We start from the raw sequence: 22779 nt of genomic DNA, 5'->3' as shown, positions 1-22779 counted from the left end.
AGGATCCTCCTGTTGATCTTCCCTTCTATGTTGTCGCGCCGGATTGGTGGGTTAAGCAAGTCGAAATTGCATGGTGCAGGCGTTGCGAGCCGTTGAGGATGCGATAGGGTAAGGCCATGATCCTCAGCCCCGGGCGCGGTTACGTTTTCATCCATATTCCCAAGACAGGCGGGACGTCACTGGCGCTGGCCCTTGAGGCGCGCGCGATGAAAGATGATATCATGCTGGGGGACACGCCCAAGGCGCTGAAACGGCGGCGCAAGGTGCTGGCGGATCAGGCGCGGGGCCGGTTGTGGAAGCATTCGACCCTATCCGATATCGAAGGGCTTGTGCCGGATTCCGAGTTGGACCGGCTGTTCGCCTTTACATTGGTGCGCAACCCGTGGGACCGGGCGGTCAGCTATTATCACTGGCTCAAACAGCAGTCGTTTGATCATCCAGCTGTCGAACTGGCGAAGAATAACGCGTTCGACGGGTTCATCACGCACCCGAATACACTTGCCAGCTTTCGCGCAACGCCGGCTGAGTCGTATATGCGGCGCTCGGGCGGGCGGGCACAATGTGCATCCTATATCCGGATCGAACAGTTCGATCAGGACGCGCAGCCGCTGTTTGATCACCTCGGATTTCGTCTGAAGTTGCCGCATGTCAATTCGTCTGGGCGGGAAAGGGATTACCGAACCTATTACTCGGAATCAGGGGCTGAGGCCGTCGCCAAGGCGTGTGCAGACGATATCCAGCAATTTGGATATTGCTTTGATCCGGGCGGATTGTAGACAAATTTTCCTAAAACCTGCTTCACCGACCTGGATTGCGGTTGTGTGGTGGACAATGACAAAATTTCGTCTCGGCATCGACCCAAACTTACCTTTTGAATCGTAAACGCTGGCCTTGGTATCAATCTGGTACAGACTGGCACCGTTGGGGTAAGGAATGACGCACGTGTTCGAATGGGCAAGGATGGCCATGGGTTTGGATGAGCCGCTCGAGCGCGGTGACGCGACATCTATGGATGGCGTGTTGATCACTGGCCAGACCGGGTTCATCGCAGGGACCCATGTGGTGTCGAACCTGGGCTGGCAGACGGTCGAGAAGCTTCATGTCGGTGACAAGGTTCTCAGCTTTGACAATGGCATGCAGCCTATTGCTGATATCCAGCATGATATCCGACACGTCCCTGCGCGCCTGCATCATACCGATCAATGTCCGGTCTTGATTCCCGAGGGGGCGTTGCGCAACCGCCGCCCGCTGTGGCTGATGCCGGATCAGGGCATTGTGGTGGAAAGTGACATTGTCATGGATGACATGGGCGATCCGTTTGCCGTTGTGCCCGCCAAAGCCCTGCTGGGGCATCGCGGCATCACCCTCGCCCCGCTGGGGGAACAGATTAACGTGACCACGCTCGCCTTTCGCAACGACGAGGCAATCTATGTCGAGGGTGGGCTACTGGCGCATTGTCCGACTCCCCGAAGTCTGCTGGACGGAGTGAGATCGAGTGATCCGGAGTATCGGGTTCTGAATCTGCGCGCCGCGAAGTTCCTTGTCAGTTGTCACATGGATGACGCTGAACCCGCCGGGTTGACCTATCACCCGGAAGAAATTTTTGCGGTTCTGAAAAGCCGAGAACGCCCAGGCACAATGGTCTGACATCCAAAAAAACGCAAAACCCCGACGCAATTTGCGCCGGGGTTCTTTGTGTTTCGCAAAGAGTTTTGCGAAATTTAGGCTGCTTTGGCTTCCGGATCGAAACGTTCGTAGAAAGTTTCGCCTTTCTCGGCCATGTCGCGCAGCAGGGCCGGGCAGGCGAAACGGTCGCCGAACTTCGCGGTCAGCTCGTCGCACCGCGCCGCCGCGTATTCGGCACCGATGATGTCGAGCCAGGCAAACGGACCACCTGACCACGGCGCAAAGCCCCAGGCCAGAACCGCGCCAACATCGCCTTCGCGGATGTCTTCCAGCACGCCTTCTTCCAACGCGCGAACCGCTTCCAGCACCTGAGCGAACATCAGACGTTCCTGCACTTCGATCAGATCGGGCTGCTCGTCGGCCAGCGGGTATTTGTCGTGGATGCCTTTCCAGTATCCCAGACGCTTGCCCTTTTCGTCATAGTCAAAGTAACCGGCCTTGGACTTGCGGCCCAGACGGCCCTTGTCTTCCATCCAGACGATCAGATCGTCGGCCTCGGAGGCGGGGTATGCGTTGCCCATCGCCGCCTTGGTCGCGCGCATGATCTTGGTGGCCAGATCGATCGAGGTTTCATCCCCCAACTGGATCGGTCCCACAGGGAAGCCCAGTTGCTGAGCGGCGTGATCGATCAGAGCAGGCGCAACACCTTCGGTCACCATCCGAGTGGCTTCGTTGCCGTAAGGAATGATGCAGCGGTTGCAGTAGAAGAACCGCGCATCGTTGACGACGATCGGGGTCTTGCGGATCTGGCGGACATAATCCAGAGCCTTGGCGACCGCCCGCGGGCCAGTTTCCTTGCCCTTGATGATCTCGACCAGGAACATCTTTTCGACGGGTGAAAAGAAGTGGATGCCGATGAACTGCTCGGGGCGCACCGACGCTTCGGCCAGACCGGTGATCGGCAAGGTCGAAGTGTTGGACGCAAAGATGCAGTCTTCGGGGATGATCGCCTCGACCTTTTTGGTCATCTCGGCTTTCACGGCAGGGTCTTCGAACACGGCCTCGATGATCAGATCACAGTCTTTCAACTGCTCCAGATCCGGTGTCGCGTTGATCAGGCCCAGCATCGCGTCTTTCTTGTCCGCCGAGACCTTGCCGCGCTTGATACCCTTGTCCAGATACGTCTCGGTATAGGCCTTGCCGCGATCTGCCGCTTCCTGATCACGGTCGATCAGAACAACTTGCATACCGGCCTGCGCCGAAACCAGCGCGATACCTGCGCCCATCATGCCAGCGCCCAGCACGCCCAGCTTCTTGACGCGCTGATCAGGGACATCCTTGGGACGCACAGCGCCTTTTTCCAACGCTTCCTTGTTCAGGAACAGCGACCGGATCATCGCACCCGACGACGGGTTCATCAGAACATGCGTGAACCAGCGGGCTTCGATCTTAAGTGCGTTGTCGAAATCCACCAATGCGCCTTCATAAACGGCGCTCAGCAGGGCCTTGGGCGATGGGAACGCACCTTTGGTTTTGCCGTGTACCATAGCGCTGGCACCAACGAAGTTCATGAAGCCTGCAGGGTGATAAGGGGCACCGCCGGGCATTTTGTAGCCCTTGGCGTCCCATGGTTTCACCAGATCGGCGTCTTTCGCGTTCAGCACCCAGTCGCGCGCAGCGGCAACTGGATCGGCGGCGATTTCGTCAACGATGCCCGCGCCCTTGGCTTTCTTGGCATCAACCATCTTGCCTTCCAGCAAGAAAGGAGAGGCCCCGATAGCGCCCAGTTTGCGCACCAGACGGGTTGTGCCACCTGCGCCGGGGAAGATCCCGACAAGGATCTCGGGCAGGCCGTATTTGGCCTTGGGGTTGTCGCTCACAAAGATGCGGTGCGTGGCCAGCGGCAGTTCCAGACCAATACCAGCGGCGGTGCCGGGCAGGGCGGCTGCAATTGGCTTGCCACCTTTCTTGGTCTTGCGGTCCATGCCGGCCAGTTCGATCTTCCGAAGAAGCCCATGCATCTGCATGGTGCCGTCAAACAGCCCCTGCGCCGGGTTGTCACCGGCGTCTTCCTTCATCTTGGCCAGCAAGTTCAGATCCATGCCACCAGCAAACGACCCGTCCTTGCCCGAGGTGATGACAATGCCTTTGACCGCATCATCGGCCAGCGCGTCATCGATACAGTCGCTCAGCTCGGCCAGGCCGGTGATCGACATCACGTTCATGGTCTTTCCCGGTACGTCCCAGGTGATAAGTGCGACGCCATCGGCGTCTTTGGTCAGCGTAAATTCAGCCATTGTTCTGTTTCCTGTTCCCTGCGGATCACATGCGCTCGATGATTGTGGCCGCACCCATGCCGGATGCGATGCACAACGTGGCCAGACCGGTTTGTTTGTCTTGCCGCTCCAGTTCGTCCAGCAATGTGCCGATAATCATCGCGCCGGTTGCGCCCAGTGGGTGACCCATCGCGATCGAGCCGCCGTTGACGTTGACTTTGTCGCTGTCGACATCGAAAGCCTGCATAAAGCGCAGCACAACCGAGGCGAAGGCTTCGTTGACTTCGAACAGGTCGATGTCGTCGATGGTCATGCCATTGTCGGCGAGGATCTTTTCGGTCACCGGAACCGGGCCGGTCAGCATGATGGTGGGGTCTGTGCCGATCTTGGCCGTGGCCTTGATGCGGGCGCGTGGTTTCAGACCGTGCTTTTCACCAAACTCCTTGTTGCCGATCAAAACGGCGGCGGCACCGTCCACGATGCCGGACGAATTACCGGCGTGGTGAATGTGGTTGATCTTTTCCAGATGCGGATACTTCAGCAGGGCCACAGCATCAAAGCCGGGCATCTGTTCGCCCATCATCTGGAACGAAGGGTTCAATGACCCCAGCGACTGCATGTCCGTTTGAGGGCGCATGTATTCGTCTTTGTCCAGGATCGCCAAGCCGTTCTGATCGGTCACGGTGATGACGGATTTGGCAAATCGGTTGTCATCCCAAGCGGCCTTGGCACGGCGCTGTGATTCGACGGCCAACGCGTCGGCATCGGCGCGGGAGAACCCGTATTCTGTGGCGATGATGTCCGCCGAAATGCCCTGTGGGACGAAATAGGTCTTCATGGCGACCGTTGGATCAACCGCAATGGCGGCCCCATCGGACCCCATCGCAACACGGCCCATCATCTCAACGCCACCAGCGATATAAGCTTCGCCTGCGCCACCTTTGACCTGGTTCGCGGCCAGGTTCACGGCTTCCATACCGGACGCACAGAACCGGTTGATCGCCAGCCCCGGAATGGATTCATCCAGATCAGACGCCAGAACGGCCGAGCGCGCCAGACAGCCGCCCTGTTCCATCACCTGGGTAACGTTGCCCCAGATCACATCCTCGACGGCGTGGCCTTCAAGATTGTTGCGTTCCTTCATGGCGTTCAGCGTGAGCGCAGACAGCCGCAGCGAGGTCACCTCGTGCAGGCTGCCGTCTTTGCGGCCTTTGCCGCGCGGGGTGCGCAGCGCATCATAAATATAGGCTTCGGTCATGGGTAGTCTCCTCAAGCACGATCCGACGGGTTGCCGGGCATCAGGTCATAGGGGTGTTTCCAGCCGGGCTGGTCGGACAAGCGGGTCAGCCAGGCGTCGATATTGGGCCAGTCGGCACGGTCGAAACCGAAAGGCTCGGGATAATAAAGGTAACCACAGCACGACAGATCCGCGTTGGTCACGCCGTCACCGACGATCCAATCGCGGCCTTCGAGATGGTTCTCAAGAACTTGATATGCCGCCGTCAAACGGCCCTGCGCGAACGCGATGACATCTGCGTTACGCTGTGCTTCAGGCAGGAAGTTCATCAGAAACCGGGTCATGCCCGCTTGCGAGGAAAGCTTGTGATTGTCCCACAGCACCCAGCGCAGGATTTCATAATTTTCTTCACGGGTCTTGCCACCGAACTTGCCCGATTTCTCGGTGACATAAGCCTGGATGCAGCCAGACTGGCTGACTTTGAAACCGTCATGGACCAAAACCGGCGCTTCGCCCATTTCGTTGACGTTGGCGCGATATTCTGGCGTGCGGGCCTGACCCTTGAAGAAATCGACAAACACCGGCTCCCAGTCCAGGCCGCTTAACTCAAGCGCCAGAGCCGCCTTGTAGGAATTCCCGCTTTCTCCAAAGCAATGCAGTTTGATCGTCATGCCAGTGTCCTCCCGTGGCGCATTGGGCAATGTCGGTATTTGAGTATTTGGAAAGAGAAGATGCACAAAAAGTTGCACTGAAATAACCGCGCATTAACCTTAACGCGCTTTGATTGCAGGTGCGGTACAGGCTGGAGAGCCGATGACCGCAAGAGGAGACGCCCCGCCGTCCGGACTGAGTGCGTCCTAGACAGATCAGATCTGAACGGTGGGGCGCATTCCCCTTTTTTGATATCTTCTCTTTCCAAATACTCCCGCCGGAGGCATCCAGCATCGATGGTTACGCTAGAGGTCGAAATCACAAGTCCAACCCGCAGCAGGTCTGCAGATTACCGCTTACGGGCCTCAAGTTCCGAATTGAACAGGCGCAAACGGTGGGTCAGGTTTTCCTCGTTGATCACGCTGTTGAAGTTCTCGAACAGAAACGACAGCGCTTCCCCTTCATCCAGACCGGCATCGCGGGCGAAGGATTTTAGCCGCCGATAGCCATCTTCAGTCATGGCAACCGGAAACCGGCGGGTCGGCTTAAAGCGTTTGGGCATGTCCTCTCCTCGGACTGGCTGGGTCGGGCGGAGCCTGAACTCCGCCCGTACCGTATCAGAAGTTTGCCGCGTCCAGCGCCATAATGGTATCCGCACCGGTGTTGATGCGTGCCAGGTGGGTGGCCGTCATTGGTAGGCGGCGCGCCATATAGAACCGGGCTGTGGTCAACTTTGTTTCATGGAACGCCCTGTCGGATGTGCCATTTGCCAGCGCCTCAAGCGAGGCTTTGGCCATACGGGCCCACATCAAACCCAGGCACACGTGGCCGAACAGGTGCATGAAATCGTACGATCCGGCCAGCGCATTGTTCGGATTGGTCATACCGTTCTGCATGAAATACATGCTTGCGCCCTGAAGGTCCTTCGAGGCTGTTTTCAGCGGCGTCACGAATTCGGCCATGCCGTCGACTTCGGCGTTGTCCTTGCAGAAGGTCTTGACCAGATCGAAGAACGCCATCACGTGCTTGCCACCGTCCTGCGCCAGCTTGCGACCAACAAGGTCGAGCGCCTGAACGCCATTGGCACCTTCATAGATCATCGCGATACGAGCATCGCGCGTGAACTGCGACATGCCCCATTCTTCGATATAACCATGGCCGCCATAAACCTGCTGAGCCTGCACGGTCATGTCATAGCCTTCGTCACTCAGGAAGCCTTTGATGACCGGGGTCATCAGCGAGATCAGGCCATCGGCGTCCTTGTCTTCAGAACGGTGCGCCTGATCGATCAGGGTTGCGCCCCAAAGAAGGAATGCGCGCGCGCCCTCTGTGAAAGACTTCTGGTCCATCAGGTTGCGGCGGATATCGGGGTGCACGATCAGCGGATCGGCCGGGCCGTCGGGGTTCTTGGTACCGGTCACGTCGCGCCCCTGCAGGCGATCCTTGGCATATTCCACAGCGTTCTGATACGCAGCTTCGGCTTGCGATACGCCTTGCATGCCTACGCCCAGACGGGCTTCGTTCATCATGGTGAACATGGCACGCATGCCTTTGTGCTCATCGCCCAGAAGGTAGCCGGTGGCCTCGTCATAATCCATGACGCAGGTCGAGTTTCCGTGGATGCCCATCTTCTCTTCGATCTTGCCGACCGACACGCCATTGCGGGCGCCCAAAGAGCCGTCTTCTTTGACGTGGAACTTTGGCACGATGAACAAGGATACGCCTTTGATGCCTTCGGGGCCGCCGGTAATCTTGGCGAGCACCAGATGCACAATGTTGTCGGCCATGTCGTGATCGCCGGACGAGATAAAGATCTTCTGGCCCGAGATCTTATAGCTGCCGTCGCCTTGCGGCTCAGCCTTGGTGCGCATCATGCCCAGATCGGTGCCGCAATGCGGCTCGGTCAGGTTCATGGTGCCGGTCCATTCACAGGACACCATCTTTGGCAGGTAGGTGTCTTTCTGCTCGTCCGTACCATGGGCAAGGATCGCCGAGGCCGCACCGTGAGTCAGGCCCTGATACATTACAAACGCCTGGTTGGCAGCCGAGAACATCTCGCCCACTGCGGTGCCCAGAACATACGGCATATTCTGTCCGCCGTACTGCTCGGGCATGTCCAGACCAGTCCAGCCGCCGGCTTTCATCTGTTCAAAGGCGTCTTTGAAACCGGTTGGCGTGCGGACGACGCCGTTTTCAAAGGTACAGCCTTCTGTGTCGCCGATTGCGTTCAGGGGCTGCAGAACTTCGGAACTGATCTTGCCGGCTTCTTCCAGAACGGCGCCGGTGAAGTCGCTTTCCAGGTCGCTATAGCCTGGGACATCCGAGTCGGCGATTTTCAGAACGTCGTGCAGGATAAACTGCATATCTTTGGTCGGTGCGGTGTAGGTGGGCATGTCTCACTCCCTGAACTGCGGTATTGGGTCTTAGGAAGCGGCTTATTTGGCCGCCTTCTGGGTTTCGGTCATATTGGTGATCACTTGGGCACCCCATGCCAGCTGTTCTTTCAGCTCGTCGATCGCCTGATCCAGTTCTTCGCGCTGGCGTTCCATGTCGGCCAGCCGGTCACAGGCAATGTCATAGGTGCGCTGCAGCTGCGTGTGCTGCTGGTCGCCAATGTGATAAAGGTCCAGCAGTTGCCGGATCTGTTCCAGACTGAACCCAAAGCGCTTGCCGCGCAGGATCAGTTTCAGACGGGCGCGGTCGCGCTTGGAATACAGGCGCTTCTGGCCATCGCGTTCCGGGAACAGCAATTCTTTGGATTCATAGAACCGCAGGGTTCGCGGCGTGACATCGAAAGAGTCACACATTTCGCGGATCGTCATCTGTCGTTCTTCGGTCATATCATCCTCTTTTCGGCGTCGTCGTACGCATGAGGTGCGGTTGGGTCGCACGCTTTACAACACTTGCTTGACGTTTACGTAAGTTGGACGTTACGTCAAACCACTTCGTGACGTGGGATCAGAGAAATCCGACGTGGCGGCACAGGGAAAATACCCGTCTTATACCTGAAAACTGGTTTCAGGCGCGGGTGTTTCAAGTAGGAAATGGTGGAACAAGGGCTTCAGGGGGCGGCGGTTGGATGCGCAGGGCCGGTCAGACCCGCGCTTTCATGGCTTCGTCCCGGTAGTGGACCAGATCCTTGATGGCAGATTCGATCTGGGCCTGCTGGTTGTGCAATTCGTTCAGCTGGCGGTCAGCCATTTCGATGAATGTATCGATCTGGGCCTGCGTGCCTGCTTCTTCATAGATCAGCAACCACTGCCGGATTTCCTCAAGCTGGAAGCCGAATTTGCGCCCACGCATGATCAGAATCATCCGGGCCCTTTCGCGGGCGCCGTAAAATCGGGACCGGCCTTCGCGGTCAGGCTGCAGCAATTCAATATACTCATAATACCTGAGCGTGCGCGGCGTCACTTCGAACTCAGCGCACATCTCTTTGAATGACAGGCGGGCGTCAGTCATATGGCAGTCTCCCTTATGGCCGAACGTTATGCGCTTGCAGCAAGTAGTGCAACAGGTGGGCTTGCTCTTTGCGATCACGCCTGATCATAAAGGATCCCGGACAGACAAGGAGCCTGAACATGGACAAAGTAGCCGTAGCCCGGCAGTTCATCGAGGCAATTCCGCACGCAAGCGCCTTGGGCATGGTGTTGAAAGACATCAGCGGCGGTCGTGCTGTGATTTCCATGCCCTATGACGAACGCTTCATAGGCGACCCCAAAACAGGGGTCATTCATGGCGGGGCTGTGTCAGCGCTGATGGATACGTGCTGCGGCGCAGCAGTGATGAGCCATCCGGCAGCGCCTGGCGGGACAGCCACCATTGATTTGAGAATCGACTATATGCGCGCAGCCACGCCGGGCCAGACCATCGTGACCACGGCAGAATGCTATCATGTGACCCGCAACGTGGCCTTTGTACGGGCCACGACTGTCGATGATGACACTGACCGGCCTGTCGCAACGGCGTCAGGTGCCTTCACCGTGGAGAAGAAATTCTGATGGCGAAACGTCCCGAACCCATTCAGGTGGTCAAACAACGGCGCGATGCCGCGCTGGGCGCCATTGTCAGCGGTGTGCCTTATGCCCGCTTTCTGGGTGTCACGTTCGACCGGCGCGGCGATGAGCTGACCGGCATTCTGAACTTTGACGAGAACCTGATCGGCAACCCGTTCCTGCCTGCCCTGCATGGCGGGGCGACTGCGGCATTTCTGGAACTGACCTCGGTCATCACGCTAAGTTGGTCACACCACTTTCCGGCGATCGAATCCGGCGCACTGGATCCCGAGGCCATGGCCAACGGCGAACTGCCAAGGATGCCGAAGACCATCGACTTTACCGTCGACTACCTGCGGTCGGGTCTGCCACGCGATGCGTATGCCCGTGCCACGATCAGCCGGGCAGGGCGGCGCTATGCGTCGGTCCATGTCGAGGCGTGGCAGGACCATCACGACAAGCTGTATGCACAGGCAACCGGGCATTTTCTGATGCCGTCCCCCAGTGACAACGGTGGCAGCTAACGCGTCCGACATCACGCATCGGCGCGTTCTGAACATTGCTCTGCCGATCGTGTTGTCGAACGCGACCGTTCCCATTCTGGGGCTGGTCGACACCGGGGTTGTGGGCCAGTTGGGTCAGGCCGCGCCGATTGGGGCCGTTGGCATCGGCGCCATCATCATTACCACGTTTTACTGGGTCTTCGGATTTCTGCGGATGGGAACGACTGGCTTTACCAGTCAGGCCCATGGGGCAGGTGATCGGGATGAGGTCACGGCACTTCTGACCCGGGCGATCCTGATTGGCGTGGCCAGCGGTGTCGGGTTGATCCTGTTACAGCTGCCGATCTTCTGGCTTGGGTTCTGGGCCTCTCCAGCCTCGCCCGAAGTCGAAACCCTTGCCCGGGATTACATGACGATACGCATCTGGTCAGCACCGGCGGCGATTGCATTGTTCGGGATCAACGGCTGGCTGATTGCATTGGAACGGACCCGGGCCGTCTTTGCCCTGCAGCTGTGGATGAACGGGGTGAACATCCTGCTCGACCTTCTGTTCGTTCTGCATTTGGGGTGGGGTGTGCCTGGCGTCGCCTTTGCAACATTCCTTGCCGAATGGTCAGGTCTGGCTGTGGGCCTTTGGTTCTGCCGCGACGTGTTCAGGACCAAGGGATGGAACGACTGGCCCCGCATATTCGACCGGGCTCGGCTGACCCGGATGATGAAGGTCAACATCGACATATTGATCCGGTCGCTGGCGTTAATGTCGATCTTTGTCAGTTTCATCTTCCTCAGTGCAGACTTTGGTGATGTGACGCTGGCCACCAACCAGATCCTGATGCAGTTCATCGAAACCGCTGCCTATGCGCTGGATGGCTTTGCATTTGCTGCGGAAACACTGGTGGGGCAGGCTGTGGGCGCGGCCAGCATAACGCGGTTGCGCCGCGGGATCTGGCTGTGTTCCGTCTGGTCCTTGGCTGGCTGTGTGCTGATGAGTGCCGGGTTGTTTTTCTTTGGCGCTGATCTGGTCGATTTGATGGCCAAGGTCCCTGACGTGCAAAGCACCGCACGTATCTTCCTGCCCTATCTGGTGCTTGTCCCACTGCTGGGCTTGCCAAGCTGGATGCTGGACGGTGTGTTTATTGGGGCGACCCGGACGCGGGACATGCGCAACATGTCGATCCTGTCAGCCTTGGCCTTCGGGGCCGTCGCGCTGGTGTTGGTGCCGAGTTATGGCAACCACGGATTGTGGATCGCTTTGCTGTTTTCGTTCGTCGCCCGGGGTGTTTCGCTTGGGGTGAGATATCCGGCTCTTGAGCGGGCGACGGTTCAGGCCTCCTGACGGATCAGATCAGGTCCAGCACTTTTTCCGGCGGTCGCCCGATCACGGCGCGACCATCTTTGATGGCAACGGGCCGTTCGATCAGGATCGGGTTTTCGGCCATGGCTTGCAGCAAGGCATCGTCGGTATCGGTCTTTCCAAGCCCAAGCTCTTTGAACCGCTTTTGGCCCGTGCGCATCATCTGAAGTACGGGCAAGCCGCCAAGAGCGCGCTGAACCCTTTTCAAATCACCAACAGATGGTACATCTTCAAGGTATTTTCGTACATTCAGGTCTGCTCCGGCGTCTTCAAGCAAAGCCAGCCCGGCACGGGATTTGGAACACCGCGGATTGTGCCAGTATTCGATCATAGCCAGTCGCTCCGTTTGCTGCCAACGGCGTCGGCAACGGATGCAAACCCGTCGCGGGTCAGCAGACTGTCCAGCCCTGTTGCAATCTCCTGAACCAACGACATGCCGTGATAGACCAGCGCAGTATAAAGTTGCACCGCCGATGCCCCGGCGCAGATTTTGGCATAGGCCTGTTCAGCCGACTCAATGCCACCCACCCCGACCAAGGGAATAGCCCCATCGGTCAAAACGCTCAGCTTGGCTAGAACGCGGGTCGATTTTTCGAATAACGGTACGCCTGACAGGCCGCCTTTTTCATCGCGGTGCGGGCTTTGCAATCCGTCGCGGGACAGGGTCGTGTTGGTTGCGATGATCGCATCCACGCCCGTTTCGCGGGCAACTGCTGCGATGTCAGCCAACTCGTCGTCGGTCAGGTCGGGGGCGATTTTCAGGAACACGGGGATCGGGTTTTCAAGCGCCTCGCGGGCCGTGATGACACCGCTCAGCAAAGCGCCAAGTGCCTCTTTGCCTTGCAGATCGCGCAGTTTTTCGGTGTTTGGCGACGACACATTGACGGTGGCAAAATCCAAAGATGCGCCGCATCGGGTCAGTACTTTGGCAAAGTCGCTGGCACGGTCGTCGCTGTCCTTGTTGGCCCCCAGGTTCAGCCCGACCGGAACAGTACGCACATGGGCTGACAACCGACCCGCTGCAGCGTTCATGCCTTCGTTATTAAAGCCAAACCGGTTGATCGCAGCGCGATCTTCAGACAGCCGGAACAGCCGTGGCTTGGGGTTGCCGGGCTGTGGGCGCGGGGTGACTGCGCCTACTTCGACAAAGCCAAATCCACAGCGGGACAGCGGGGCAAGCAACGTCGCATTCTTGTCGAACCCGGCGGCCAGCCCGACCGGATTGGCCAGCTTGATCCCGGCCAGCGTGGTTTGAAGACGAGGCGAGGTGATCGGGTCAATTCCGGGGTGCACACCTGCGCGCAGCGCCTTATGCGACAGATCATGGGCCTGTTCCGGGTCAATCCGGTGCAGAACGGCCAGACCAACCTGTTCCAGAAACGTCATACCATATCGTCCGGAAACTGATGTGTGCCGTCGACCAACGGCATCGGCTTGGCCCACAGCACATCTGTCATCCGCAAGGTGCGGAACAGATGCGGAAACAGGGCATCGCCGCGCGATACCTCCCATTTCAAATCATCGCCAAGACCATCGGTTTCGACCGCCAACAACGTCAGCCCATCTTGCCCCGTGAAATGCTTGGCCGCAGTTTCGGCAGCTTGTGTGGCCGTGGAAAAATGGACAAACCCATCGGCGACATCGATTGGCGCGCCTTGTGTTTCACCAGCGTTCTGCAAGGCGGCCCATTCGTCCGCCCGGAAAATTTTATAGATCAGCATGACGTGGTGATGCCTTGTGCGCGTCCTGATTTCAAGCACGATCCGGCGAGGCGGAAGTAGGGGAATCTTTGACAGGGACAAAATTGCGCGCCACGATCCTGACAACAATAACAGTAGGGAGTTTACACATGTTAACCCGATTCCTGACTTCGGTCGCAGCCCTTGGCATGACCGCAGGTATGGCCGCAGCCGACTATAAGCTGACGATTCTGCACACCAATGACTTCCACGCCCGGTTCGAACCGATCAGCAAATATGACAGCGGCTGTTCGGCGGAAAGCAATCAGGAAGGCAAGTGTTTCGGCGGTTCGGCCCGTCTGGTCACGGCCATTGCGGATGCACGCAAGCGGTCGAACAATTCGGTTCTGTTCGATGGCGGAGATCAGTTCCAGGGCTCGCTGTTTTATACCTACTACAAGGGCAAGCTGGCCGCCGAGATGATGAACAAGATGGGCTATGACGCGATGACCGTGGGCAACCATGAATTCGACGACGGCCCCGAAGTGTTGCGCGGCTTCATGGATGCGATCGATTTTCCGATCCTGATGTCGAACGCGGATATCAGCGCTGAGCCTCAGCTGGCTGGTGTATTGCAAAAATCCACAGTTATTGAACGTGGCGGCGAAAAGCTGGGCCTGATCGGCCTGACCCCACAGAACACAGATGAACTGGCCAGCCCCGGTCCGAATATTTCGTTCTCGGATCCGGTTGCCGCCGTCCAGGGCGAAGTCGACAAGCTGACCGCCATGGGCGTCAACAAGATTTTTGTGCTCAGCCACTCCGGGTACGGCGTTGACCAGCGTGTTGCGGCCGAAACCACAGGTGTTGATGTGATCGTGGGCGGCCATTCGAACACGTATCTTTCGAACGTGTCCGACCGGGCTGCGGGGCCATACCCAACTATCGTGAATGGCGTTCAGATCGTGCAGGCCTATGCCTATGGCAAGTTTCTGGGTGAGTTGAACGTCACCTTCAATGATTCCGGTGAAATCATCGAAGCGATGGGCGAACCGCTGATCATGGATGCGAGCGTGTCCGAAGACGACGGCACGGTTGCCAGGATCGCCGAAATGGCCGCTCCACTGGAAGAAATCCGTAACAAGGTGGTCGCCGCCGCAGCGCAGCCGATTATCGGTGATCGGGATGTTTGCCGGGCCGAAGAATGTTCGATGGGCAACCTCGTGGCGGATGCCATGTTGGACCGGGTGGCTGATCAGGGCGTGACCATCGCCATCGCGAACTCGGGCGGGCTGCGTGCCAGTATCGATGGCGGCGAGGTCACCATGGGCGAAGTCCTGACCGTACTGCCGTTCCAGAATACGCTGTCCACCTTCGAAATCTCGGGCGCAGGCCTGTTGGAGGCGTTGGAAAACGGCGTCAGCCAGGTTGAAGAGGGCGCAGGTCGTTTTCCGCAGATCGCAGGCATGACCTTCACCTGGGACTCGGCGCAACCAGCGGGCAGCCGGATTGTTGAGGCCAAGGTGGCCAGCGAAGACGGTTTTGTTCCGATGGATCCGGCGACAACCTATCTGGTCGTAACCAACAATTATGTCCGCAATGGTGGCGACGGGTACAAGATGTTCAAGGGCGAGGACAAGAACGCCTATGACTTTGGCCCGGATCTGGCCGATGTCACGGCTGAGTATCTTGCAGCGGCATCACCGTACCAGCCCTATACTGATGGGCGTATCACCAAGAAGTAAACACGCCGGGCGGGGCCGTCTTGGCCCCGTCTGAACTCTGGAGCTGGGCCTGATCGCCTGAATGTTTAGCCCGATCTCTCCTGACACGAGGTCGGGCATCGGCTTGCAGATAAGGCCGGGCAGTCGGCAGGGTTTGGTCATGATAGAAGCTTAAATCCGTTTCGGTGGCATTGGCCGGCGCCGTGTGCTTTCCAATGCATCTGCGTTTGGTGTCAGCGCGGGCTCACAACAGGCCCGCGCACTTTATCAAAACGTCAGATTCGGCGTTATTCGATTGGTGGCAAACCTGTCACAGCCTGAATGGCTTCGGAATGCGGTTCCGTATGCTGCGGATCTCGGGTGCACGGCAGAACTCCGAACAATGGGTCGAAGTCAACCATTGCAGCTGCCAACACAACAAGAATGCCGATGTCCCCCTCGAATGTCGCGGTACCGTCGGCGAACTGTGCTTCCAGGTCTTTGTCGCCTGCAATGACGGTTTCAAGGTCTGTGCGATTGATCGTCATCGACAGGTCCGGATCATTGTGCAGATAGCCCTCGACGTTGGTCAGTGTCGAATTGGACAACTCGATCAGGAACTTTTCACCGTTGTCAGCTGTGCTCAGATTGATCTTGTACTGGTGTCCCGCAACCTTGCGCCCGTCCATCTTGATGGCGAGGAAGTTCAGGAACAGTTCTGTCGACATGGCCCGAATGACGTCAGGGCTGGATGAATCAGGACTGTCACCTTCAGGAATACCTGACCGGAGTTCGAACGCGCCAGACAGGAACGAGTTACGTAGCCCCGGGTTTTCCTGCTGATAGCCGATCTGTTCATAAACATCTGCTAACAGGTCACGGGCCGGTTGGTTCCTCGGCTCGGCATGGACCAGTTTATTCAAGATCTCACTCGCCAACTTGTAATCACCTGCTTCGTGCAATTCCAGCGCCTTGGTTATAATTGCGCCAGACCCGCCCATCATCTCGACATAAAGTGGTGCGGAATCTTCCTGAGAATGCGGGATAAGGGTGGCCGGGTTGCAGTCTCAAAAAACGAGATAACGTTGGATAACACCGCGACTGTTGTGCTCGGGAGAGCCGTGATAGCCACGAGTGTGCCAGGCGTTCTGCAGGCTTTCCGGCAATTCGTACACGTTGTGGATCTGGTTGATGGTCACGCCCTGGTTCGCGTAGTGCAGAACCTGATTGTTCATATGCGCATAAAGATCCCTTTGGTCACGCAGAATTTGCTGGATGCGGTCATTGCCCCAACGTGGCCAGTGGTGCGAATAGAACATCACCTCCGGTTCCTAACCGTACAACACCAGCGCTTGAGAGGTGTATTTCGCCCACCGTAACGGATTACGCACAGGGGCGCCGCGCAGTGTACAAACGTTGTGCAGGGTTGCGGTCACGTTTTCAGTCATCCACAGCGTTTTTGTCTCAGGGAAATAGGTGTTCATGTTCGACGGTGCTTCGGTGCCCGGCGTATTCTGAAAGATCATCCGAACGCCATCGACGACGATGTCTTCGACGTCATCTTCGATGAAGCGGGTTGGGGCGATCAGGCCGACCTGACCAGCCGAGACGCCCTGGCCAAGACCCTGACCCACAAACCCATGCGGGTTGGCTGGCAACAACAGACCATACTGATAGAACAGCCGCCGGTTCATCGCGTTACCAGCATAAATGTTTTCCGAGATCGTTGCTCCATGAAGTCGCGTGGTGCGATGATTTCGACCTTGCCAGCGCGTACATCTGCCTCGTCAACAACGCCACGAACGCCGCCCCAGTGGTCAGTGTGTGAATGCGAGAAAATGACGGCTGTGACCGGACGGCCTTCGCCAACATGTTCCTGGAATAACTCAAGTGCGGCCCGTGCCGGTTCGGCGGAAATCAGAGGGTCGATGGCGATCCAACCGGTTTCACCCCGAACAAATGAAATGTCGGATAGATCAAACCCACGCACCTGATAGAATCCCGGTCTGACCTCATAGAGCCCATAGTTTTGGTTCAGCCGGGAAATATGCTGGAGCGGTGGATGAATGCCGTCGAAATCCGTGTCGGTATCCAGGAAGTCGAACCGTTTCTTATCCCAGGCGACATGCCCGGCATCCACCATGACCTGTTTTTCGGGCATCTCGGCGATCAGGCCGCGTTTCTGCTCCTCAAAATCCTGCGTGTCAGAAAAAGGCAGTTGGGCGCGTGCTTTTTTCAGGATCGCCTTGGTATGCGCAGACGGTGCTTTGCCCTTGGGGTGAAAATGGCCATCCAGTGGTGCCGCCACGTCTTGTGCATGCGCGACAGCGTCGTCCAGTAGAACACTTGCAGAAACGGCAAATGCCGTTCCAACACTGGGAATGGATTTTAGGGAATTGCGACGGGTGGTCATTTTGTTTCTCTGTTCTTGTTTTTTGACAGGCAAAATCCAACCTCAGCGCATTTGGACCGGGCAGGCCCTTCTGGATCATTGTTGGCGCTGAAAAACTCCTCACGAACGATGATAGAGTGGGGTGCTGCGTTAGACTTGATCACCAGAGCAACTTCAAAAAATGAGTGCTTCGTCATCGGGTCGGCGATGAAGCGATGGGTGTGCTTGAAGGACCGTTATGGGAAATTCCGGAAAACTGACGGCAAAGCAAAATGACATTTTGCGAGGGTCTGGGTGGCTCTCTACCAGAAGCCTGGCTGTTAAGGATGCATTTCTGGAACTGGGTGCATTAAAGGCACTGGAAATCGGACAAGTCCTATACCCACGTGGAAAGGCGCCAACCCATGTTCATGGGCTGATCCGGGGCCAGATCGATGTTCAGCTTCTAGCCCCGAACAATGACGAACTGGCTTTCCCGTCCGGGCAGCAAAGCAAGTGGTACAGTTTTTCAGACGTTATCACCAACGAGCCCGCAATGGGGTTCGCCATCGCGCGTCAGCCGTCAGAATTACTGAGTATTTCCAGAAGAGAATTGATGCATTTCCTGAATGCAGATCCAAGGCGTTACATCGACATAATCGCGCACGACAACGCTTTAAGGCGTCAGATGCAGGAAGTTATCGCCGAAATTGTCACGGGCGACGGTGTTGAATTGGTCGCGAGGCGCTTGGCCTGGATGGCCGACAATGACCGGTTGGACGCCGATAATTCGGTTGCGATCTCGCAGTTGGACTTTGCTTTGGCCGCCGGGGTTTCAGCTCCCATCGTCCGGCGCGCTTTTCGCGACATGAGACGCCGGGGTATTTTGGAAACCTATTACGGCAAGATCGTGATCAGGGATGCCGAAGAGTTAAGGCATTTAGCCGACAAACTCGGAGCCGGGTGACTGCGTCTGAACCCGAAGATGGGATGTTGGGCGCGCATGGTCTGCAATGGACCATTCGGGCCGGTCAAGGGCGTGTCTGGATAGTCAGCAGATTGGACGTTGTTGCTTTTATCAGTCAGGTCGCTTGCTGTTGGAAAAATAGCAGGGACACTGGCCACAGGTCTATGGTCTAGCTGTCCAGTTCAGGCCACAGCGCCGGATCCAGCCCGTCGATCAAGGGTTGCAGCATCGCCTCGTACCGCTGCCACCCCCCGACGGATCTTGTATGGACCGGCTGACGCAGTTGACTGGCGCTCATCGTCAGGACCTGCTCGGCGTTCAGGTCAGGGCGGGCCATGGTCGGTTCCCACTCCAGCCCGCAGTGTGTGGCCAGCAACTGGCTGGCGGCGTGTACGTCCTGAACCATGTCTTCATACCGCAGATCGATGATCCGCCCGGGAAAAGTCTTGTGCCAGTGCTGCATTGACTTTGCATACAGGTTGAACCGGTGCGCCATGGCTTTCAGGTCGTAGGTATAGCCCAGTGCCTGACCCTTGAAGCCAGCCTTCCACATCGACAGCGCGATGTCGCGTGGATCCCGTTGCACGTTGATGACCGTGGTCTCGGGATAGGCCGCCAGAAGAAAACCGGTGAGGCGGTAATTTTCGGGCATCTTGTCGACATAGGCCGTGGTGCCCTCTGGAAACTCAGGCAACATTGCACTGTCCTGACGAATGAAATCGGCAATTGCCATTGCATCGAACGGTGTCTCTTTTGTCACCAAGGGATAGATCAGGATTGACGCAGCACTGCGTTCGCCCAGGCCCACCACATGGGAATTCGCGTTTAGCACCGCTTCGGTTAGCGACGTCCCGGACCTTGGCAGGCCCAGCACATAGATCGGGCGCGGACCGTCAGGCATCGTTGCATTTTGCACCTGCGTTCCGTTGAAACGGGCCAGCAGGGAGTCGTTTAGCGCGCTGTCCTCATCGGCGTCATAGGGGTGGAGCACTGACAGAGCCCGGTTCGCAGAGGCCCACGCAGATACTGCTTTGTCGTCATGCCCCAGTTGCTCTTCGATCCTGCCTGCAGCAAAATTCAGCTGGGCGAGTTCTGTTCCTTTAGCGGGTTGGGATTTCATTGCCGCGCGGATCTGCGGCAGCAGGTCAGAGTTATCGTCTGCCGACTGCAGGGCGCTTAGGCGCTCAAGCGCACCGGCGTGATCTGGCCGCAGGTCCAGCACGGTGCGAAATCCGTCGCGGGCCGCGTCAGTGTCGCCCAGTGACAGGTGTTGCGAAGCCAGCCAGTACTGCGCCTTGGTATTGTCCGGCGCGATGGCCACGGCACGCTGAAGGGCGATCAGAGCGACCTGATGCTGCATGTGTTCAGCCAGCGGTTCACTGGCGTTGAGCAGGATTTCGACATCGTCGGGCGCCAATTTCATAGCCGTGCGGAAATCATTCAAAGCCTCGACGATCCGACCCTGGCTGGCTAGGATCAGGCCGCGCAGATTGAAGGCCTGGGCGAAGCCGGGTGCCAGTTCGATGGCATGTTCCGCCGCTTCAAGCGCACGGTCATTGATACCATTCTCATAGCTTGCCAGCGCCAGAAGATACCACGCGCCAGAATCGTTCGGGGTCTTGCCGACCAGACCTTCCAGAAGCCGCGCCGCTGTTTCGAACTGGTTCAGAACCACCAGTGACTGCGCAAGGTTCTTGCGCGCGTCGTGAAAGTCGGGCGCAAATTTCAACGCCTTCTGAAAAAAAGGAATCGCAGCGCGGTGTTGATCTAGACTGCACAGCGCAATTCCTGCGAAGTTCGGGAAAGCAGGATGCGATTTATGTCGCTTTATTGCCGCTTTGGCGGTTTTCAGCGCCGATTTGGCCCGACCTTCGCGCAACTGGGTTGCAGCGGTTTCAAAATCTGACTGAACACTCATATCAGAGCATTGAAAGATATACGGCCCGAATTCAAGGGCTATTACACGGCAGTTCAGTCCCGTCCAAAGGTCCAGATCCAACCCATCAAGATACGGCGCAAGCATATCAGCGTGATGCTGTCATTTGCCAACTGATCTTCGGTGCACCGGCTGGCGAACCTGCGCAGCGCTTGCGGTGAGACCCGGCGCGCCTGAGAGGTCCGGGCGGGCCATCTGGGGCTGCCAGTCCAGATCGCAGTACCGGGCGATTCTGGCACTTTCCTGCTGGGGCGCGGCAGCCAGGCTTTCATAGCTGACATCCAGGATCTGACCCGGAAACCGAAAAGGCCAGAAGGCCATCAACCCGGCAAACAGGATAAACCGATGCGCCATGGCATCAAGGTCATAGGTCTAGCTCAGCGCCGAACCCGCGAAATGCCCCCGCCACATCGATAACGCCACATCGCGCGGATCACGGTGCAGGCAAATAATCCGGCTTTCCGGAAAAGATCGCTTCAGGATTCCGATCAGGCGATAGTTTTCAGGCATTTTGTCGACATAGGCACGATTGCCGCCCGATATCTGTGGGAGAGCCTGTGCATAGGTGTGTCGAAACGCAGTTGCCTGAAAACTGTCAAAGGGCTGGTGGGTTTCGATGATCGGATAGAGAAAGCGGGCCAGCGGCGACCAGTTCTCCGAGTGGTTCGACGGTTGGATGAAGGCCGAGCATGGTTTCGACAAGGGTCGTTCCGGAACGCGGTAAACCCAGAACAAAATCGGCCCCGGGGGATTGCGTGACCATCGGGTAAATTCTGGGTATTCGGAAAATACTGTATGATTGCTGCGTTCAGGGCCCAGTCTGCATCCCTATCGTAAGGCATATGCCCGGCCATAGCGCGGTTGGCGCGCTCGGATAGGTGTAATCCGGGGCGTTTCAAAGCGTCATGCGCAGCAGTGGCTGTGCGCTGATCAGGTTTCAGATCGGCAAGGTGAAAGAGCGCTTCGGCATTTGCCGGGTCCAGCACCAGCGTTTTGGCATAAACCTGTACGCCAAGATCCAGATCTCCATTTTCGACCAGACAGAATGTGGGTTGCGAGGATCTCGTTTCATCCACTTCCGCGACATTTTAAGGGCCGTGTTCGGCTTGCCGTTGAGCAAGTCGGTTTGTATCTGCATTATGGGGTGGAGTGATGTCATGATTTTGAAACAAACCCTCGCCCTTCGGAGTTTCAACGAGTGCGACTTGCAAAGTTTTGCGGATCTGAGAGTTAAACGCGGGTCGACGAATAAACTGGCGAAAAAATGTGTGGACGCTTTGCAATTACGCTGCCCAACGACGCCATGGCGCAGCTGTTCGCGGCACAACCCGCGAACGACCTGCCGACTGTGCCGAACTTCAACGTGTGCCCGACCACGCAAGTGCATGTCGTTCGCGGTACCCAGACTGGGCGCAGCCTGATCCCGATGCGGTGGGGATTTTTGCCGCATTGGTACAAAAGCCCCACCGACGGACCGCTTCTGATCAATGCCCGGGCCGAAACGATTGCCGAAAAGCCGGCGTTTCGCGCCGCCTGCCGCGAGCGGCGCTGTATTGTCGTTGCAAGCGGGTTCTACGAGTGGACCAAGACGGAAGACGGCACCCGCCTTCCCTGGTACATCTATCGACAAGATACGGCGCCAATTGCTTTTGCCGCGATTTGGCAGTCATGGGGCAAAGATGACGCGATACCGACTTGCGCGGTTGTTACCACGGCCGCCAATGAGGATCTGAAAGGCATTCATCATCGAATGCCGCTTATCCTTGAGCCCGACAGTTGGGCGCTATGGCTGGGGGAGCAGGGCAAGGGCGCGGCCCGTTTGATGCATCCGGGGGCGCAGGGGGTGCTGGCGTTTCACCGCGTTGATCCGCGCGTGAATTCGAACCGCGCCAGTGGACCCGAACTGATTGAACCGTTTGACGATGGGTGACGTCACTGGTCGGGGGTCGTCAACGGTGCCCGGCTGTGGTCATTTCCGGCCTTTGTGGTCTTTTGCAGCAGATCTACGATCACATCCCGCTCGGCGTCGCTAAGACCAGCCAGAATGGCGGGCTGGACCTTTTTCACGAATGGAAGCGCTTCTTTCAGAAGTGCGGCACCTTCCGACGTCAGGGTCAGTTCCTTGGAGCGGCGGTCTTTGCGCGACTTGCTTCGGGCGACCAGCCCCCGGGCATCCAGCCGGTCGATCACTTTGCCAAGAGTTGCACGGTCATAGGCAATCATGCCCGCGACAGTTGCCTGATCAATGCCGGGTTTTTCCTGGATCGCACTAAGGGCCGCAAACTGGACCGGGGTCAACGACACTCCGGCCTGTTCCATCTGGTCCATGAACAACGCGACCGAGATCTGGTTTAGTCGCCGGATCAGGTGGCCGGGCATGGTGTGGATATCCATGAAGGTGTCTTTCCTCGCTGTAAGCCGCGCTATTCTGGGCAATCCTGTCCCTGGCAGCAAGCCACGTCCTGCTCAAACCCGATGTCA

General features: G+C 57.6%; 24 protein-coding genes and 2 pseudogenes. 8 read left to right on the top strand and 18 right to left on the bottom strand.

Annotated features, from left to right (window positions below; translation table 11 throughout):
- Nucleotides 1–116 precede the first annotated feature (116 nt).
- Together FOY56_RS02960 and FOY56_RS02955 are read left to right on the top strand one after the other, a co-directional pair.
- On the top strand, nucleotides 117–776 hold the full coding sequence (locus FOY56_RS02960; RefSeq protein WP_146344297.1) for a sulfotransferase family 2 domain-containing protein: 660 nt from the start codon (nucleotides 117–119) through the stop codon (nucleotides 774–776).
- A 157-nt stretch (nucleotides 777–933) separates the two neighbouring features.
- Complete coding sequence (locus FOY56_RS02955; RefSeq protein ID WP_146344296.1) at nucleotides 934–1647, top strand: Hint domain-containing protein; 714 nt, start codon at nucleotides 934–936, stop codon at nucleotides 1645–1647.
- A 74-nt stretch (nucleotides 1648–1721) separates the two neighbouring features.
- On the opposite strand, the gene FOY56_RS02950 is transcribed toward FOY56_RS02955, so the two are convergent.
- The 7 genes from FOY56_RS02950 to FOY56_RS02920 form a co-directional block, all read right to left on the bottom strand.
- The gene (locus FOY56_RS02950; RefSeq protein WP_146344295.1) at nucleotides 1722–3923 is read right to left on the bottom strand and encodes a 3-hydroxyacyl-CoA dehydrogenase NAD-binding domain-containing protein; all 2202 of its coding nucleotides are present in this window, start codon (nucleotides 3921–3923) and stop codon (nucleotides 1722–1724) included.
- Between the two features lie 25 nt (nucleotides 3924–3948).
- Complete coding sequence (locus tag FOY56_RS02945; RefSeq protein WP_146344294.1) at nucleotides 3949–5160, bottom strand: acetyl-CoA C-acetyltransferase; 1212 nt, start codon at nucleotides 5158–5160, stop codon at nucleotides 3949–3951.
- A gap of 11 nt (nucleotides 5161–5171) precedes the next feature.
- Nucleotides 5172–5810, bottom strand: a complete 639-nt coding sequence (locus FOY56_RS02940) for a glutathione S-transferase family protein (protein WP_146344293.1) — start codon at nucleotides 5808–5810, stop codon at nucleotides 5172–5174.
- 329 nt (nucleotides 5811–6139) lie between these two features.
- Entirely contained in the window at nucleotides 6140–6352 is a 213-nt protein-coding gene (locus tag FOY56_RS02935) for a hypothetical protein (RefSeq protein ID WP_146344292.1), read from the bottom strand.
- 55 nt (nucleotides 6353–6407) lie between these two features.
- Complete coding sequence (locus FOY56_RS02930) at nucleotides 6408–8183, bottom strand: acyl-CoA dehydrogenase C-terminal domain-containing protein (RefSeq protein WP_146344291.1); 1776 nt, start codon at nucleotides 8181–8183, stop codon at nucleotides 6408–6410.
- A 42-nt stretch (nucleotides 8184–8225) separates the two neighbouring features.
- Nucleotides 8226–8630 carry a MerR family transcriptional regulator gene (locus FOY56_RS02925; RefSeq protein WP_146344290.1) on the bottom strand — a complete coding sequence of 135 codons (405 nt, stop codon included), beginning with the start codon at nucleotides 8628–8630 and terminating at the stop codon, nucleotides 8226–8228.
- 253 nt (nucleotides 8631–8883) lie between these two features.
- Nucleotides 8884–9252: a MerR family transcriptional regulator gene (locus FOY56_RS02920; protein ID WP_146344289.1), complete on the bottom strand. Its 369-nt coding sequence runs from the start codon at nucleotides 9250–9252 to the stop codon at nucleotides 8884–8886.
- A gap of 119 nt (nucleotides 9253–9371) precedes the next feature.
- On the opposite strand from FOY56_RS02920, the gene FOY56_RS02915 reads away from it, so the two are divergent.
- From FOY56_RS02915 to FOY56_RS02905, 3 genes are read left to right on the top strand one after another with little or no spacing between them, the layout of a single operon-like run.
- Entirely contained in the window at nucleotides 9372–9791 is a 420-nt protein-coding gene (locus FOY56_RS02915; protein ID WP_146344288.1) for a PaaI family thioesterase, read from the top strand.
- Complete coding sequence (locus FOY56_RS02910; protein WP_146344287.1) at nucleotides 9788–10309, top strand: PaaI family thioesterase; 522 nt, start codon at nucleotides 9788–9790, stop codon at nucleotides 10307–10309. The genes FOY56_RS02915 and FOY56_RS02910 overlap by 4 nt, the downstream gene beginning before the upstream one ends.
- Nucleotides 10299–11624 carry an MATE family efflux transporter gene (locus FOY56_RS02905; RefSeq protein ID WP_146344286.1) on the top strand — a complete coding sequence of 442 codons (1326 nt, stop codon included), beginning with the start codon at nucleotides 10299–10301 and terminating at the stop codon, nucleotides 11622–11624. Before FOY56_RS02910 ends, FOY56_RS02905 begins: the two co-directional genes overlap by 11 nt.
- Nucleotides 11625–11628: 4 nt before the next feature.
- Here the strand turns inward: FOY56_RS02905 and arsC are convergent, their stop codons facing one another.
- Genes arsC through FOY56_RS02890 form a run of 3 tightly spaced genes read right to left on the bottom strand, consistent with a single transcriptional unit; the run spans nucleotide 11629 to nucleotide 13363 of the window.
- The gene (gene arsC / locus FOY56_RS02900; protein WP_146344285.1) at nucleotides 11629–11973 is read right to left on the bottom strand and encodes an arsenate reductase (glutaredoxin); all 345 of its coding nucleotides are present in this window, start codon (nucleotides 11971–11973) and stop codon (nucleotides 11629–11631) included.
- On the bottom strand, nucleotides 11970–13028 hold the full coding sequence (locus FOY56_RS02895) for a quinone-dependent dihydroorotate dehydrogenase (RefSeq protein WP_146344284.1): 1059 nt from the start codon (nucleotides 13026–13028) through the stop codon (nucleotides 11970–11972). Before FOY56_RS02895 ends, arsC begins: the two co-directional genes overlap by 4 nt.
- Entirely contained in the window at nucleotides 13025–13363 is a 339-nt protein-coding gene (locus FOY56_RS02890) for a DUF952 domain-containing protein (RefSeq protein WP_146344283.1), read from the bottom strand. Before FOY56_RS02890 ends, FOY56_RS02895 begins: the two co-directional genes overlap by 4 nt.
- A 128-nt stretch (nucleotides 13364–13491) precedes the next feature.
- Here FOY56_RS02890 and FOY56_RS02885 point away from each other — a divergent pair, with 128 nt between their 5' ends.
- A complete protein-coding gene (locus FOY56_RS02885) occupies nucleotides 13492–15066 on the top strand; it encodes a bifunctional metallophosphatase/5'-nucleotidase (protein WP_146344282.1) in 1575 nt (524 codons plus the stop codon).
- Nucleotides 15067–15332: 266 nt separating this feature from the next.
- Here the strand turns inward: FOY56_RS02885 and FOY56_RS23875 are convergent, their stop codons facing one another.
- The 4 genes and pseudogenes from FOY56_RS23875 to FOY56_RS24090 form a co-directional block, all read right to left on the bottom strand.
- The gene (locus FOY56_RS23875) at nucleotides 15333–15752 is read right to left on the bottom strand and encodes an alkyl sulfatase C-terminal domain-containing protein (RefSeq protein ID WP_246139409.1); all 420 of its coding nucleotides are present in this window, start codon (nucleotides 15750–15752) and stop codon (nucleotides 15333–15335) included.
- A gap of 111 nt (nucleotides 15753–15863) precedes the next feature.
- Nucleotides 15864–16259: pseudogene (locus tag FOY56_RS23870) on the bottom strand (alkyl sulfatase dimerization domain-containing protein); the annotation flags it as partial.
- Nucleotides 16260–16355: 96 nt separating this feature from the next.
- On the bottom strand, nucleotides 16356–16718 hold the full coding sequence (locus FOY56_RS24095) for a hypothetical protein (RefSeq protein WP_342779769.1): 363 nt from the start codon (nucleotides 16716–16718) through the stop codon (nucleotides 16356–16358).
- Nucleotides 16715–17437 (bottom strand): MBL fold metallo-hydrolase, encoded by a 723-nt coding sequence (locus FOY56_RS24090; protein ID WP_342779768.1) that lies wholly within the window; start codon nucleotides 17435–17437, stop codon nucleotides 16715–16717. The genes FOY56_RS24095 and FOY56_RS24090 overlap by 4 nt, the downstream gene beginning before the upstream one ends.
- 217 nt (nucleotides 17438–17654) lie before the next feature.
- Between FOY56_RS24090 and FOY56_RS02875 the strand changes: the two genes are divergently transcribed.
- Nucleotides 17655–18362, top strand: coding sequence for a Crp/Fnr family transcriptional regulator (locus FOY56_RS02875; RefSeq protein ID WP_146344281.1), 708 nt, complete (start codon nucleotides 17655–17657; stop codon nucleotides 18360–18362).
- Nucleotides 18363–18531: 169 nt separating this feature from the next.
- On the opposite strand, the gene FOY56_RS02870 is transcribed toward FOY56_RS02875, so the two are convergent.
- From FOY56_RS02870 to FOY56_RS24115, 3 genes and pseudogenes are all read right to left on the bottom strand, one after another.
- Nucleotides 18532–20280, bottom strand: coding sequence for a tetratricopeptide repeat-containing sulfotransferase family protein (locus FOY56_RS02870; protein WP_186766222.1), 1749 nt, complete (start codon nucleotides 20278–20280; stop codon nucleotides 18532–18534).
- A gap of 120 nt (nucleotides 20281–20400) precedes the next feature.
- A pseudogene (locus FOY56_RS23860) lies at nucleotides 20401–20916 on the bottom strand (sulfotransferase family protein).
- On the bottom strand, nucleotides 20894–20989 hold the full coding sequence (locus tag FOY56_RS24115; RefSeq protein ID WP_425468355.1) for a hypothetical protein: 96 nt from the start codon (nucleotides 20987–20989) through the stop codon (nucleotides 20894–20896). The pseudogene FOY56_RS23860 and the gene FOY56_RS24115 overlap by 23 nt, the downstream one beginning before the upstream one ends.
- Nucleotides 20990–21562: 573 nt before the next feature.
- Between FOY56_RS24115 and FOY56_RS02855 the strand changes: the two genes are divergently transcribed.
- Nucleotides 21563–22228, top strand: coding sequence for an SOS response-associated peptidase (locus FOY56_RS02855; RefSeq protein ID WP_146344278.1), 666 nt, complete (start codon nucleotides 21563–21565; stop codon nucleotides 22226–22228).
- Between the two features lie 2 nt (nucleotides 22229–22230).
- Here FOY56_RS02855 and FOY56_RS02850 read toward each other — a convergent pair whose 3' ends face one another.
- A complete protein-coding gene (locus FOY56_RS02850) occupies nucleotides 22231–22692 on the bottom strand; it encodes a MarR family winged helix-turn-helix transcriptional regulator (protein ID WP_222434952.1) in 462 nt (153 codons plus the stop codon).
- Between the last annotated feature and the right edge of the window lie 87 nt (nucleotides 22693–22779).

Origin of the sequence: Falsiphaeobacter marinintestinus, assembly GCF_007923355.1 — a bacterium.
Taxonomy (GTDB): Bacteria; Pseudomonadota; Alphaproteobacteria; order Rhodobacterales; family Rhodobacteraceae; genus Phaeobacter_A; species Phaeobacter_A marinintestinus.
Note: the sequence above shows the minus strand (reverse complement) of the source record. Positions and strands in the feature narration are given on the sequence as shown.